The sequence below is a fragment of the Roseateles sp. NT4 genome (assembly GCF_051857475.1).
Taxonomy (GTDB): Bacteria; Pseudomonadota; Gammaproteobacteria; order Burkholderiales; family Burkholderiaceae_C; genus Pelomonas.
Genome location: NZ_JBPZGZ010000002.1, coordinates 360,630 through 374,952, shown reverse-complemented (window position 1 = coordinate 374,952; position 14,323 = coordinate 360,630). Strand labels below are relative to the sequence as shown.

10 protein-coding genes and 1 riboswitch are annotated in these 14,323 nt (G+C 65.6%); of the genes, 3 read left to right on the top strand and 7 right to left on the bottom strand.

Annotated elements, in window-relative coordinates; all coding sequences use genetic code 11:
- The first annotated feature begins 201 nt into the window (after positions 1–201).
- On the top strand, positions 202–1,116 hold the full coding sequence (locus ACS5PN_RS11315) for a DUF4238 domain-containing protein (protein WP_439464049.1): 915 nt from the start codon (positions 202–204) through the stop codon (positions 1,114–1,116).
- Between the two features lie 85 nt (positions 1,117–1,201).
- Here the strand turns inward: ACS5PN_RS11315 and ACS5PN_RS11310 are convergent, their stop codons facing one another.
- The 3 genes from ACS5PN_RS11310 to ACS5PN_RS11300 all read right to left on the bottom strand — a co-directional run bounded on the left by ACS5PN_RS11310 (position 1,202) and on the right by ACS5PN_RS11300 (position 8,893).
- Positions 1,202–5,713, bottom strand: coding sequence for a hypothetical protein (locus ACS5PN_RS11310; protein ID WP_439464048.1), 4,512 nt, complete (start codon positions 5,711–5,713; stop codon positions 1,202–1,204).
- A gap of 35 nt (positions 5,714–5,748) precedes the next feature.
- Positions 5,749–6,945 (bottom strand): hypothetical protein, encoded by a 1,197-nt coding sequence (locus ACS5PN_RS11305; RefSeq protein WP_439464047.1) that lies wholly within the window; start codon positions 6,943–6,945, stop codon positions 5,749–5,751.
- A gap of 64 nt (positions 6,946–7,009) precedes the next feature.
- Complete coding sequence (locus tag ACS5PN_RS11300) at positions 7,010–8,893, bottom strand: DUF4209 domain-containing protein (RefSeq protein WP_439464046.1); 1,884 nt, start codon at positions 8,891–8,893, stop codon at positions 7,010–7,012.
- A 505-nt stretch (positions 8,894–9,398) separates the two neighbouring features.
- Here ACS5PN_RS11300 and ACS5PN_RS11295 point away from each other — a divergent pair.
- Both ACS5PN_RS11295 and ACS5PN_RS11290 read left to right on the top strand, forming a co-directional pair.
- Positions 9,399–9,875: a flavin reductase family protein gene (locus ACS5PN_RS11295; protein WP_439464045.1), complete on the top strand. Its 477-nt coding sequence runs from the start codon at positions 9,399–9,401 to the stop codon at positions 9,873–9,875.
- A 72-nt stretch (positions 9,876–9,947) separates the two neighbouring features.
- Positions 9,948–10,394 (top strand): SRPBCC family protein, encoded by a 447-nt coding sequence (locus tag ACS5PN_RS11290; RefSeq protein ID WP_439465559.1) that lies wholly within the window; start codon positions 9,948–9,950, stop codon positions 10,392–10,394.
- On the opposite strand, the gene ACS5PN_RS11285 is transcribed toward ACS5PN_RS11290, so the two are convergent.
- The 4 genes from ACS5PN_RS11285 to ACS5PN_RS11270 form a co-directional block, all read right to left on the bottom strand.
- A complete protein-coding gene (locus ACS5PN_RS11285; protein ID WP_439464044.1) occupies positions 10,395–11,267 on the bottom strand; it encodes a hypothetical protein in 873 nt (290 codons plus the stop codon).
- A 94-nt stretch (positions 11,268–11,361) separates the two neighbouring features.
- A riboswitch (cyclic di-GMP riboswitch) is annotated at positions 11,362–11,452 on the bottom strand.
- A 131-nt stretch (positions 11,453–11,583) separates the two neighbouring features.
- Positions 11,584–13,035, bottom strand: coding sequence for a hypothetical protein (locus tag ACS5PN_RS11280; protein WP_439464043.1), 1,452 nt, complete (start codon positions 13,033–13,035; stop codon positions 11,584–11,586).
- A complete protein-coding gene (locus tag ACS5PN_RS11275) occupies positions 13,035–13,922 on the bottom strand; it encodes an ABC transporter ATP-binding protein (RefSeq protein WP_439464042.1) in 888 nt (295 codons plus the stop codon). Before ACS5PN_RS11275 ends, ACS5PN_RS11280 begins: the two co-directional genes overlap by 1 nt.
- Positions 13,919–14,317, bottom strand: a complete 399-nt coding sequence (locus ACS5PN_RS11270; RefSeq protein WP_439464041.1) for a GntR family transcriptional regulator — start codon at positions 14,315–14,317, stop codon at positions 13,919–13,921. Before ACS5PN_RS11270 ends, ACS5PN_RS11275 begins: the two co-directional genes overlap by 4 nt.
- Between the last annotated feature and the right edge of the window lie 6 nt (positions 14,318–14,323).

Sequence of the window (14,323 nt, the reverse complement as noted above, 5' to 3'; positions counted from 1 at the left end):
AGGGTTGGGCGAGCTTGCTGTCGTCCAGGGGCCTCTGGTGGCGTGGGGCTTGGTGCCCGTACCGGTGATGCCGCTACGGTGGTTGCCGCAGTGGTGTGAACGAACTCTAGCCGCGCGCTGAGGGGGCGCCGGTGAGTTGGGCGGTTTCGGTGTGACGGATTTCGCAGTTCGCGCGGGTGTTCGGTGGCGCAAACTTACTGCATGAAGCGCGGGAAGCAGACCCATTCGAAGCACCACTTCGTCCCGGAGTTCTACCTGCGCGCTTGGGCCACCCCTGATGAGTCGCAGGCTGAGCGGCTGACCTATTTCCAGTGGATACCTGAGCGGCTGCACGCGGCGCGGATTTCGCCCAAGGGCGCGGCCAAACAGGTCGACCTTTACGCCGGCGTCGACAAGGACGGGAAGAAGACGCAGGCCGTCGAGCAGGAGTACTTTGGACCGAAGGTCGACGACCCGGCCGCTCCGGTCATTGCCAAGATGATTGCCGGCGGGCAGCCGCTCTCGGAGGCTGAGGCCGCCGCCTTTGCGCGATACGTCGTCGCCCAACGCGTCCGGACACCCGGCTACGTGAAGCACGTGCGTGCGGAGGCGACACAGGCGGTCAGCGAAATGGCGGCTGGTCTAGAGGCCGACTACCAGGCGCTTCGCCAAGAAGGCTGGCCGCCCTCCCTGAACGACTTCATCCAGCATCAGATGCCGCACCTGCCGGACTTCCTGGGAGTGCAGAGCCTGCCTCGTCTCATCGAGCAGCCGTCACTGCTTGCCGACATCCTCGAGTTCGAGTGGGGTTGGGGACATCTGGACGCTGGAGACCAGACTCTGCTGACCAGCGACCGTCCTGTTGTGTTCACCAAGGGGCTCAGCGACCCCAACTGCATCGTCGCGTTGCCGCTGAGTCCGCGGGTGGCGGTCTTCGCGATGAAGGACCCGCAGCGGCTGCGGCGGTTGCTGGAGCGCCCGGCCCGGGACTTGGTCGAAGGGCTGAACACAAACGTCGTGATGCAGGCCAAGCACTTCGTCTACTCCCGCGACGAGCTCCAGCGTGCCTTCGTCGAACGGCACTTCAAGAGGCCAGAGGAGCAGGAGGCGGAGGCGTTCCGGCGGCTGCGTCCATGACCTAACTTGCGCGCTCAGACCTGATTGGAGCTCTTGTTCCTTGGTGGGGCCGAGCTGGCGAGGTAGCGCCAGGCTTCGAGGCGGCTCACTTGCCCTTCAGCTTCTCTAGTTGCTCTGCACTCGGCTTTTGGAACTCAGTCTTTGTGCCAAAGGACTTCAAGACGCCGGCCTCCATGGCGAAGGCGGTGGTGTGGTACAGGCCGCCGCCGAACCCTCCCATGGACATACCGACGTCGTGGCCTGCATAAACGTTCTTTTCGCCGGCCAGTACCCATACGGCCTCGAGACCCGCGCTCGCAAGCTTGCTCAGGAAGTAGTCGCGGGAGGCCACACCGGCCCCAGAACCTCGCCAATGCAGCGAGGGGTCCTGCCATCGCAGGTTGCCGCCAGCGTCGACATACTCCGGCGCCTTGCCGCTGCGCAGGTGTAGGTCGAGCACCGTGATGACGCCCGACGAAGGCAGGTAAAGCGCGAACCCTTCATCGACCGAGTTGTCGTTGCTGTTGCCTTCAGCGTTGAGGGACTCCACGATGCCGGCATATGGCGTCTTGATGCCAGCGCTGACGTTTTGCTCCAGCTTGATTGGCTGGGGGTCACGCCACCCATGCTCGCCCAGGAATGGAAGCAGCGTGCCGCTGTCCCACAGGCGAGATGCGTCGCCGCGCTGCCGACCGACCAGTTCTTTGGCCAGCTGTTGGCCCTTGCCCAGCGTCGTGACCAGGCAGGTGACGCGCGACCAGGCGTCAGCGTGGTTGCGCCTGCCCTGACCCGGCACAGTCCAGCGGCGAAAGCCGTACACCGTCAACCAGTTATCCCCGTCGGGGTCGGTCACCTCGATTTGACCGACGTCATTGCACAAGTCGCTTTCGACTTGCACCCAGGCCAGGAGCAGGTCAGTATCGCCAGAAGGCAGTCGTGGTGCAGACGGAGTCCACCATGTGACCGGCGCCGCTTCCCAGCCGGTTTCGAGGGTGCTGCGAACCAGCAGCGATGGGTCCAGGTCGCGCTTCATGTCGCGGCCGCGAGGGCCCGGCTCAAACGCCCTGAGCTTGCCTTCGTCTTCCCACGAGCACATCGCCAAGTTGTCAGTCATCCTTGCCGCGGCCTCAGCGAGCGCGATGTACTGGTACTTCTTGCCGACGCGCTCTACCCGATGCTTGCCCATGCGGTCGTGGCTGATGCTCCCGCTTCTCTCGAATTTTTCGAAGAGCTCTTCGGTCCATCCGAGCTGGTGCGCGCGCTCGCATATCCATCGCCGCACAGGGCCATGGTCGACCTCCGACGGGCGCCTGTTGTCGTCCCGCATGCGCGTCGACTCAAGCAGATGATGTTCCGCGAACTGGACGTACTCAGTGCGCAGTTTCTCGGACAAGGTGTCCTTGAACGCCTCGTTGGCTTGTTGGACTTCGGCCCAGAGGCGCTCGGACTCGCCCGTACTCTTCGCGGTGAGGGAGAAGCGCGGAGGCCGCAGGCGGTAGTCGACCGTCAGCTTGCGCAGCGCGAGGTAAGCCACTTGCTGCTCGGAGGTGCCACTATCTATCAGCTCGGCCTGCCAACGCTCGAAAAGTTCTTTGGTGGTATCGCCGCCAAGGGCGCGCGGCGCGTCAACGATGTCGTGCAACCAATGGCGCAGCGTGTAGTTCCCAAAGTCGCCGTGTTCATTCGTGGAAGAGCAAATCGAATCGCCGTATCCCCGGCCGCGGTACTTCTTGAGTTCCTCATCGCTCACAGGTTCCAGCGGCCAGGCTGACTTGAACTTGGTCCTGCATGCGTCCAGGTCAACCTCGGATGGCAACTGGCCTGCGGCCTTAGCGTAGAGGAGGACGCCCAAGGCATAGTCCCGGGCCATCACGTTCAGCGGCGGCTGCTTTCCTTCGGCAAAGTAATTTTTCCAGACCGAAGCGGCGAGCACACTGCAATGAGCGCGGTCCATACCTTGCATGACCGCTCCATAGCAGGCGGCCAGAAGGCGCTCGGTGATGTACGGGTCATCGACGTCGGCGAACTGGTCGATAAGGGCAGCCGCGTGACTAAGCTTTCCTGCCAGCAGGTTCACCAGTGCCTTGGTGCCACGGTCACGCACAGCACGGTTGCTGGTCGACAGGAACCAAGTCAGGGTGACCGCCGCGAGCCACAGGCGCTGTTCATCGACTTCGTTGGCGTCAGCCTCCCAGGCCCAGTCGATAAGCGAGACGACCGCGCCTCCCTCACTCAAGTCATCCACCGCCAGGAACACGGACCACACCGCGTCTCTTTGTGGCATCGGGCGCGGCCAAAGGTCGTTGTGCAGCCAGTCTGCATTGAACAGGTTTTCGGGTTCGGTGCTGACCAGCAGCATCAAGCCGTAGGCCGAGCGGCCAGTGGCCTCGCAGAGCTTGTTCACCCAGCCGGTGGTTCGGCTTGTGTACGCCTTGGGACTTCGCCATGCCAGCGAATTCTCGAAAGCGTCGCAGAGCGATGGGTCGTCGATGGCCTCCTTGGGCAGCACATCGAAAAGCTCGAGATTGAACTCCTCCGGCAGTTGCACTGCCAGGGCCTCGATGACTCCAGCGAACTGGTAGCTCTCATATGGGTCAAAGTAGGCCGCCAGTGGTGGCCTTCGGAACGAGCCTTCTACGTCAGCGCGGTCAATCTGGCTGATGAGCCGTTTGGCGCGCAGGTGGTCCGACAGGCGCTCGAACGTGAACCTGATGATTTCCTTGTGGGCACCTCCGGGCTGCCACTCGACGTCCTGTGTGAGCACGCCCTCTGACATGAAGGCAGAAAAGAGGCTGCGGTCGGTGTAGCCGCCCGAGTTGTGGACGTCCTCCAGCAGCTTGATGGTGTCTTCGATGGGCAGGCTTCCACCTTCGCCGGCAGCTGCGCACGCTTCCAGGAACTGCTCCAACGCCCTTCGCGGAGTCTTCAGCTCGGGGATGAGCTTCAGCTCCCTCTGAACTTTGTCCGCTACAGCGGTCAGGTAGAAGTCGAAGAGCGCTGTGACTCCGTCCATGCCCTTGGGCAACTGTTTGAGACCCTCGGTATCAAGGTACTCGCAGCAGGTGCGCAGGAACAGTGGGTTTTCGAACTCCCGTGCCAGGTTCGGGGAGCTGGGTCGCGCGATGCCACGCTTGTCTAGGTAAGCCTTTGCTGCGGCTCCGGCGTGGCCGGCAAAGCCGGGGTGGACAACGCGCGCGAGGTCCTTCAGGGGGAGGTAGCGGTAGTACGTGCTGCGAATGGTCAGCACCAGCGCCAGTCTCGGGAACTTCTGGACCTGCCGAATAAAGCCGGGCAGGCGCGTCTCCCAAAGCGCGATGCCATGCCGCTCGTTGAGCGCGTCTATGGCCAGCACGGCCCGGCAGTCGGAGGCTTCAGCGGCGGCGTCGAGAGCGCCCAGGAAGTCAGCGGTTGTTACCTGCGCGAGGTCCAGCTGCCCTCGGATTTGCTCCCAAGGGTCTCCGTCGGTCAGGCTTCCGCTGAGGACCAAGATGAAAGGGCGGCCGGCTTCGAGCTGTTTGTGCCCAAAGTCAGCGACGAGGTGGGACTTGCCGATGCCACCAGGGCCCGAGATGACCAGCTCGCGCTTGTTCATGAGCTGCCAACGCTCGCTGGCTAGCTGCTCGCGGACATGGTCGACCGCCGAGTAGAGGTCGAACAGGTCCTTGCGAGGGAGGTATCGGCTCTTCTCCGGGACCTTGTCCTCGACCTCGGTCAGGGCTTCGGAAATGCTCTCAATGGCTGCGGCCGCCAGGGTCGCCCAACTTTCCATGGGCACCGGCGCTTCCAACGCCGCCGGAGGCGCTCCAAGGCTTTGCAGCAGTGGGTCGCAGGCTCGCCGCACCTCGTCTGCAGAAGACAGCTTTTCACGCGACAAGCTACCAACCGCGCCGTCCATCTTGTACGTAACCTCGGCCGCCCAGGTCGCAGGCGCTGCTAGCAGTTCCGGGTTGCGAGCCACCGCCTGCAAGGCTTGCTGGATGGGCAGCTCCACATGGCTTTCCGGGCTATATCGCTCACCCAGGTTGTGACGTTGCACTTCGAGCTTGTCGCGAAACCAGGCCGAGCTGAACGTGACGGAATCGAACCAATAGCGCGCCCGGCCCGAATACATGGCGTCGTCGCGCCCAAGTCGCTCGCCGATGCTTGATGCGCTCCAGAGCTCAATTTCGAGAGTGCGACCGTTGGCGGCTGCGTCGTCAATGCTTTTCTGGCGCCACTTCTCGTAGCGCTGCACTTCGCTGGCCTTCTTGCCGGACCGGTTGTCACGCAAGTCCACGGGCAGGCAGACGACGAATGTCGCCAGCAGCGGATGGGCGCTGAGTGCGCGCTTCAACGAATCGGCCAAGTCGTCGACTTGTCCGTCCTCGAAGCCGTTGATGAAGTATTTCGCTTGCCAGCCGACCTCGTGCCCGTCCGCGTAGGCGCGGTAGCACTCGAGGCCCTGGTCGGCGCCCGGGCCTTTGCGGATGAACCGGGAGCCCTTCGCCGGGTCCTCCATGGCCGCGAGCTGACAGCAGAGCTCTTCGAAGCCGCCGTTCTGCGAGCCTCGATGCTCCCGAATGCCTTTGAAGTCCAAGCTCACCGCCACACCGCCTCCATCTTTTTCTCGGGCGTCCAAGGATTCATCGGACCACCGCTCCCTGTCGAGGCACTCTACCGGAGGGGCTTCGCTGTCCCGGGCGTCCCGTAGTCTTTGGCGACCACTACAACCTCGCCTGAAACGGTCACCAGACCGCACGCAACCCAGTACGGCAGAACTCGGCGTTCCAGCGCTTGTCGCAGGTCGCGATGGCCCCACCGCGGCTTGACACCAAACTTCGCGGCGACTGAGCCTTCGAGGTCGGAGACAAGGTAGCGGGCGCCGCCACGGCCACGGACCCAGTCCAGGTACAACCTGCTGAGCCAGATGCGGGGGCTGACTAGGCTGCCGCCATTGCCAGGAAGGTCGAGGTCTAGGTAGCGCGGCCAACGGGCCTGCGGAGCCAGCCCAAGCTGCTCCCGTAGGTCCTCAAGGCGCTGCGCCTCCGTGGGTGCGGGGGGCGGCGTCGGAACCAGTATGGGCGGCTCTTGCCGTTGAGGCCGGCTCGGTTCCTGCTGCTGGCGCAGGATGTAGGCCAGCATGGCCTGGTCCGACTCTCGCTCGAGCTCACGGTGAAGAGCCGCCGCTGCATCGGGTACAGCCGGGTGCGCGAGCCAGGTCTTGGTTTCAGGGTCTTCGATGACCGCCTGCCTAACTTCGGCGAGGGTGACGCCGGGTCGGAACAGGCCGCTGAGGTCAATCTCGACGACGCGAAGGCCGGCGTGCTGCATCAGCTCGCGTTTGCGCGCATCGACGGCGTGGGTCACGCGAATTTCAATCCAGTCGACGTCGTCGGCGCGCGATGCCTTCAGGTCCGCTCGCAGGGAATGCGTCTTGGGCGCACCTGCCGGAGCTGAGAACAGGTCAGCCTGCAGGGCGTTTGAAGGCGGTGGCTCTTTGACCTCAAGGGCGGCTTCCGCGTCCACGGCTTGGTAGACCGCCGCCGTGGCCGGCTCCACAACTCTTGTGCGCAGGGGCTTGTGGATGCGGGGCGCTATGCCGTCGCCGTAGACCTCGAGCGCCGGCAGGTTCAGCCGCTTAGCCTGAATGACGGCTTGCTTGCCGGCCAGGTGCAGCGCCGACTCGAAGCCCTTGGCGCACTCGTCGCCAGATTGGTGTCCGAAGTACTGGGTCGTGCGGACCCTGCCCTGGTTGTATGCAACCAGCGGGCGTCGGCAGCCTGGACACAGGCAGCCGCATCCCTTGCCGTTGGGGACGGCCCCAGGCTCGACTAGCTCGTCGGCACGGAGACCGAAGGGGACTTTCAGCACGGTCGTGGCGAGGAGTCCGTGGTCGGGGGCTCAGGGAGCAGCGTCCCGAGAATGCCAGTGGTCGTCACGCTTTGTCGGGCGCGGGTGATGGCGCGTCATCTTCGCCTTCGTCAGGCTTGTCGCTTGGAGCCGCGGTCGGCGCTTCGGGTGCCGTCGGCGGAGCTTGGCTTCGGGATTTCTGGGCCGACGGCGTCGTCAGCACGCAGTAGCGCAGGAGGAGCCACCACGCGTAGAAAACCTCCGGGCCGAACATGGTCTCGTCAGGCATCAATCCATGCAGGGCTTCGTTGCGCAGGTTGCCGCCCAACGTGTCGACAAACACGTCCTGCATCTCGAAGACCGCGTCTTCACCGAACGCCGTCTTTGCCTCCTCAAGTTCGAGAAGGGGCTTGAAGATGCGCTCGGGCTGCAGACCCGTGGGCCCGAGGATGGAGGTGTCGGCGCCCATACCTTCCATCACGTGCCGAAGCATGGCTTCGAACTTCGGCGGCACAAGGTGTGCTGCCAGGAGCATGTCCCCGTCGAAGCCGGTTAGCAGGGCGCGTAGGAAGCTTTCGCCATGGCCTCTCGGGATGGCGGCGCTGTAGCGGATGAGCTCGGCTATGTCGTGCCGTGTCGGGCGATGCTCCTCGCAGATTGCTCGTAGCGCTGGATACAGGATGGCCCTGACATTTGGCTCGCGTCGACTGCGGGCCTCGTGGAACATGCGGCCGCGCAAGCCCTCATTGCTGACGTCCGGGGCGCCCGCGTCCAGCGGCGGAATGATGGCAACGGTGCGCCCGCGGTAGTTCATCACGCTCAGCGGCGTCATGGCCCCCAGGATGGCAACCTGGGCGTCCTTGTGGACCTTGTTCTTGAGGGAGTCGAGGGTTGGTGGACCCACCAAGCTGCAGAGCGTCAAGACGGCATCGCGGAAGGATTTGCCGCGGACGGACTCGATAGCTTGGCGCGTCATATCGGTCACGTCCATTCGCGTAGTGACCGTTTGGAGCTGGGCCAGCGATTGCGTCTGCCATTCGAGCATCCGCTCGTGCATCTGGCCAGCGCGTGCGGCGTCCCCGCCGGCCTGGCGCATGGCTGTTACCGCGTCTCCCATGATGGACGCTGCAGCAATGGCGCCTTGACCCGGTCGCAAGTAGGCGGCTTCGGCTTCGCTGGCAAGCGCCTCCGCGGCTGACCGCTGTTCGCGCGCACAGGAGACGCTGTCGCCAGCTTTGGCGAAGCATTCTGCAGCCAGGGTGTGCGCGTCCTTGGCATGGAAGAACTTGCCCAACGAACTGGCAGCAGTGCCGATGGCGGCCGCGTGGCTCCCCAGCATCGCAGCGTCGCCATGGTTGAACTCAAGCAGGAGGTCGATGAGGCGATGGCGAAGTGGTGTGCCCTCGTCCGGCCGGTCGACCTCCCCTTGTATTTCGGCGAGCACTTCGTCTTTGAGCGAGATGCCGCCTTTCCCGAGACTAGCGGCCAATCGCAAGGCCCGCTCGAGGCGCGCCGCACGCTCGGGCCAGTCGCCGGCAGCGGACAGAAACTTTGATGCAGCGACATAGGCGCGAACGGCACCTTGAGCGGCCGGAAAATGTCGGCCCTGCATCCAGATGACGTCCAGTGCCCTGGCGCGCAACTCAGCGTCTGCAACCTTCTCGGCCCACGGGTAGATGCGAAGGAGCATGTCCTTCGGCAGGTCGGCCGGAATCCAGGACCTTTGGTCGCCGAACACGAACATCGGCCCGTAGGGCTCGTGGGCGTTGGCGTGCTTCAACCCCATTTGGAGCATGCCCTGCAGAAAGCCGAGGCATGCGAACTGGGCGGTCTGCCAGCGCGTCTCGTCGGCGAGCAGCGGGGCCAAGACGGTGCTGTAGGCCATAGCCTCCCGTTCGGTGGAGGTCGACAGGAGCCCCTCGACATCCAGCGATTCCAGAGCTTCCTGCGTGACCAGGGACCAATCCAAGGGCATCTTTTCTCCAAAAGCGGCGCGGCATTTTCATGGGGGTTTGTGCCGCGAGAGGCGTGCCGCGAGGGGAAATTGACCGTGCTGCCCCGGGAGATATTCGGTGCGCGGGGCCTTCAGCCGAGTTGAAAACGACTTTTTGTCGACAGGGTCCTCTTCGGAAACGGCTTTTTGTCGTGGTGAGGCGGAAACCCGCATGGATATTGGATGCTGGCGATTCGCCGGTGCATGGCCTGCGGGTAGGTGGTCCGCCTGCTGCATCTGGACGGGGCGGGGGTACCTGCGAGCGAAAGGGCGCCGCCAAGGACGGCTTCGAGGCGCGCCCCGCTTTAGCATTGACCCCTACCTCAATTCGAAGCGCCTTTATTGGCAGCTCGAAGGCTTGGACTGGCCGCCGCCGAAACGACTTTTTGTCGCCCCGCCAATCGGAAACGACTATTTGTCGAACGAAGCGGCTTTATTGACGGCGACCAGACGGTGCCGCCGGACTGGCGACAATCAGCCCATGGACAGCCAGCAATTCCGCGCCGCTCTGGGCATGTTTGCCACCGGCGTGACCATCGTCACCGTGCGCTCGCCCGAGGGAGGCCTGGTCGGCCTCACCGCCAATTCCTTCAATTCGGTCTCCCTGGATCCGCCCCTGGTGCTGTGGAGCCTGTCGCGCCGCGCCGGCTCCATGCCGGTGTTCACCCATGGCTCGCACTACGCCATCAACATCCTCGCGGCCGACCAGAAGGAGCTGGCCCAGCGCTTCGCGATGCGCGACATCGACCGCTTCGCCGGCGTGGCCTGGCGCGAGGGTGCCGGCGGCGCGCCGGTGCTGGACGGCGCCGCCGCCACCTTCGAATGCGCCAACCGCAGCCGCTACGAGGAAGGCGACCATGTCATCTTTGTCGGCGAGGTCGAGCGCTGCACCGCCCGGGTCGGGGCGCAGCCGCTGATCTTTCATGGCGGTCGGTACTTCACCGAACTTCCGTTGTGAGGTGTTGTCGATTCCACTGAAGGTCGTTCGTCGTCATTGCAGAGGGCAATCCTCTGTCCAACCACGGAAACCATCATGACCAACACCGTCACTCTGCACCGCGTGCTGCGCTGCCCGCCCGACCGCGTCTACCGCGCCTTCACGACGCCCGCCGCCATGGCCAAGTGGCTGCCGCCGCATGGCTTCACCGGCACCGTCCACGAGATGGATGCCCAGGTGGGCGGCACGTACAAGATGTCCTTCACCAACTTCACGACCGGTGGCGGCCACAGCTTCGGCGGCCGCTACCTGGAACTGGTGCCGGGCCAGAAGCTGCGCTACACGGCCGCCTTCGACGACCCCAACCTGCCCGGCGAGATGACGACGACGGTCGAGTTGCGCGCCGTCTTCTGCGGCACCGAGGTGCACATCAAGCAGGAAGGCATCCCGGCCATGATTCCGGCCGAGGCCTGCTACCTGGGCTGGCAGGAGTCGCTGACCCTGCTCGCCCAGCTGGCAGAACCGGAAATCAATCAGTGATCACTTGACACCTGGGGTCTTGACGATGGCCGCCATCGCGGCCTTGAAGCCGGCATCGTTCAGCATCGCGTTCCACTGCGCCATCAGCGCCGCGTAGTCGCCGGTCGAGATCTTCTTGGCGTTGATCGCGGCCGTGATGGCGGCGTTCAGGCGCACCACCTCGTCGTACTTCGCGAAGCCCTTGCCCTTGAGCTGGGTCACCGCGTAGTTGCTGTAGCCCCAGGCGTTGTTCAGGTTGTTCCAGTCGCCGCTGCCGGGCTGGACATAGGCCACCGGAGCGGGGGCCGGCGTCGGTGCCGTGACAGGAGCCGGCGCGGCCTTCGGCGGCTCGACCTTGGGAGCGGGAGCCGGTGCCGGGGTCGGAGCCGGCGCGGGAGCCGGAGCCGTGGTGGGCTTGCCGCAGGTGCCGGTCACATTGACGCGCACCCAGCCCGTGCTCGGCACGCCGTCCACATTGACGACCACCTTGACGTTGTTGGCGCCGGCGAAGAGATAGGGTTGCGTCCAGATGGTCTTGACGACCTTGGGCGTCAGCGCGATCTGCGTGTTCTGCGCAATCAGCGTGTCATTGCTGTAGATGCGGTTGGTGCTGGTCGCGACCGCCGTGTTGCTGACCTCGTCGTACTTGAAGTTGAAGGCGCAGCGGCCCAGGCTGGAGATGAAGGCGTCCGTCTCGCTGACGGTGATCTGCGGCATCGCGCCGGAGGCCGTGCCATTGGCAGAGACGAGCATCGGCGCCGCCTGGGCGACAACGGTCTGGCCGTCGCTCTTGACGATGCGCACGAGGCCGGTGAGCTGGGCCGTGGGGTCGGCCGCGAAGCCTGCCTGAGCAAAGAAGGCGAGGGCAGCGAAGGCGGTGGCTTGGTACTTCATGGCGTGGTCTTTCGGGTTGGTGCAAAGGCTGGGGCTACGAGGCAGTAGCCGGCACCTCCCCGTGTGCCACGCTGCGGACATGTCCTTGTCCGCCTAGGGCGGCCCCGCTGTCTTTTGCTCGGGTTTGAGCACGAAGACCGGTGGCTTTGCGTCCCCGCCTTTCGACGGGTTTGCCGACTGCATGGACGCAAGTGTGCGGATGTAAGCCGTGTTTTGTCCGTGCGTCAGTTCACGAACGGCAGACCCCGCCCGGCGAGCGGCGCGGGGCTCGCGACGAGCGGTTTTTGAAGCTTGCGGGCGGCTTGCGGCAGCGTTTTCAGCGCGCGTGGCCGGCCGGGAAGGCCCGCGGTGCGTGCGTGATGGCTCGCCAACGCCACAGGCCCAGTGCGAGGCTCAGCGCGAGGCTGGCGATGCCGAGATGCAGCAGCGGCGTGCCCAGCTTCTGCTGCAGGGCATACATGCCCCAGCCGGCGAAGATGAAGGCCGTCACCGGCAGCGCGGTCATCCAGGGCGAGGGTGTCCCCATGCGCGCGGGGGCGCGCAGCAGCCAGGCGGTGCACAGCGGCAACGCGCCCAGGCCCACACAGAGCAAGGCTGGGTTGTCGGCGGCCCAGGCCAGCAGGGCCAGGGTCGCTGTCGTCAGCGCCCAGGCGACCAGCATGTGGCGCAACTGCAGGCGGGCGATGGCGCGGTTCTGCGCCGTGCCCTGCGGCATGCCGGGGACCAGCAGCAGCAAGGCCTGTTCGCGACGGCTGTGCCACAGCATATTGGGCAGGGCGAAGGCGGGGTTGAAGCCCATGCTGGCGATGCCGATGGCCAGGCCGAAGGCGCCGCGTTTCCAGTTGTCGTGCATGTCGCCGCCGGCCAGCGCGAAGGCGAGGCTGAAGCTCAGCAAAGCGATGACCAGGCCAATGGCCACGCCCATGCTCTGGCGCAGCCAGTGCTGCTGGCCGTGCAGCACGATCTCGACGCGGCTCATGACGCTGCTCTCCTCGGGCTTGGCACGCGCCAGCACATGCTGCAGCCATCCCGCAGCGATGCGCTCGAAGGGCTGGCCCAGCCATTCGCCCGGCTTGCCGAAGGCGGCCATGCCGGAGCGTTTGCTGCTCATGCCTTCCAGGCCAACACGGCGCATGCGGGCGCGGGCCGCATAGGACGCGCGGTGCGCCGCATCGCCGTTGCCGAACAGCGCGGTGATGGAGGCACCCAGGGCCAGCAGGCACAGGGCCAGCACCGACCAGGGCTGGCCCAGCCACAGCGCCAGCAGCTCGCTCCACAGCGGTGCGAGGCGCTGGTCCAGGCCGGCACCGAAGAACAGCATCGGCGCGAAGCTCAGCACCAGCCACAGCACCCAGTGGCGCACGGCCCAGGCCGCGAAGGCCAGCGTGGCGGCAATGATCAGCAGCGTGGCAGGGAAGGAGGGCATGCGCAGCATCGACAGCCACAGCAGGCCCGCACAGACCAAGGTTGTGAGCGCCCAACTGACCAGCGCGAGTTCACGCAGCTGGCGCAGATGGCCGGGCACGAAGCGCGCGACATGCGGGTGGTTCTGCTCCAGCAGGCTGCCTACCACCATCATCCACAGCGACGACAAGATCAGCACGGCGCTGCCACCCAGCACGGCCTGCCACCATTGCGGCGACAGATAGAGGCTGGTGCAGATGCCGGCGACGGTCAGGCCGATCAGCAGGCGCCGGCCCCAGGGCGCTTCGAGGTCGCGCTGGCGCCAGAAGGCCAGCAGCATCTGGCTGGAAGAGGCGGTGTTCATCAGGTCAGCTCCGCGAACAGGTCTTCGAGGTTGACGGCCTGCGCGTCCAGCGGTGCGGCGACGCCGGCCGGCAGGCGCGCCAGCACGCGTTCGCGGCCAGCTTCCAGCGGCGTGCGCTTCAGCGGCTGGGCGCCCAGGCGCGCGAACAGGCCGGCGAGCTCGGAGACGCTGCCGGTGAACGCGCGCACCTGCTCCAGCAGCTCGTCCAGCGGTGCCTGCAGCGCGATGCGGCCATCACTGAGGAAGGCGAGGTTGAAGGCCACGCGCTCCAGGTCGGACAGGATGTGGGTGGAGAACACGACGGTGGTGCCGCGGTCCAGCACCTGATCGACCAGCTCGCGCAGGAAGTCGCGCCGGCCCACGGGGTCGAGGCTGGCCACGGGTTCGTCCAGCACCAGCAGGTCGGGCTCGTGGGCCAGGGCGCGGATGATGGACAGGCGCTGCTGCTGGCCGCCCGAGAGCTTGCGGATGGGCTTGTCGCGGGCAATGTCCCAGCGTGACATCAGGCCCTCGACCTTGGCCTCGTTCCAGCGCGGGTAGAAGCTCCTGAAGTAAGCCAGCAGCTGGGCGCCCGTGAAGTTCTCGAACAGGTCGCTCTGCTGCGGCACATAGCCGATGCGGGCCCGTGCGTCGTCGTCCAGCCGGGTGACGTCCTGGCCGAACAGCTGCACGCGGCCCTGCTGGGGCAGGCGCAGGCCGAGCAGGGTCTCCAGCAGCGTCGTCTTGCCGCTGCCATTGCGGCCCAGCAGGCCGACGACCTGGCCCGGCTGCAGGGCCCAGTCCAGGCCCTTCAGCACGGCGCCGCCCTTGGGATAGGCGAGGCTGACGCCGGCGAGTTCGGCGGTGGCGGTGTCGGAATGGGGGAAGTGGGCGGATTGGGCAGTCATGCTTTGCTCTCGTCGTCGAGGAGTTGGGTCAGCAGGCCGATGACCTCGGCCGCGGGCAGTTGGAGCTGGCGGGCCTCGTCGGCGGCCTTCTGCAGCGTCGGCCGCAGCAGCTCGATGCGCGAGGCCGAAGGCTGGGCGCGGCTGTGCTGCGCCGCCACCACCATGGACAGGCCGCGTCGGCGCTCCAGCACCCCCTCCATCTCCAGCATGGAATAGGCCTTGGAGATGGTCATGGGGTGCACGGCCAGGGCCTGGGCCAGCTCGCGCACCGACGGGATCTCGTCGCCCGCCTTCAGCTGGCCGGCCGCGACGCGCCGCCTGACCTGCTCGATGAGCTGGCGGTAGATGGGCTCGGTCGAGCCGGTGTTGATCTGGACGAAATGGGTGGGGTCCATCGCTGA

Bases quoted from the DNA above. Each gene is read 5' to 3' on its own strand.
- ACS5PN_RS11295 (WP_439464045.1), top strand. From the start codon at position 9,399: ATGGACAGCCAGCAATTCCGCGCCGCTCTGGGCATGTTTGCCACCGGC.
- ACS5PN_RS11285 (WP_439464044.1), bottom strand. From the start codon at position 11,267: ATGAAGTACCAAGCCACCGCCTTCGCTGCCCTCGCCTTCTTTGCTCAG.
- ACS5PN_RS11270 (WP_439464041.1), bottom strand. From the start codon at position 14,317: ATGGACCCCACCCATTTCGTCCAGATCAACACCGGCTCGACCGAGCCC.
- ACS5PN_RS11280 (WP_439464043.1), bottom strand. From the start codon at position 13,035: ATGAACACCGCCTCTTCCAGCCAGATGCTGCTGGCCTTCTGGCGCCAG.
- ACS5PN_RS11275 (WP_439464042.1), bottom strand. From the start codon at position 13,922: ATGACTGCCCAATCCGCCCACTTCCCCCATTCCGACACCGCCACCGCC.
- ACS5PN_RS11315 (WP_439464049.1), top strand. From the start codon at position 202: ATGAAGCGCGGGAAGCAGACCCATTCGAAGCACCACTTCGTCCCGGAG.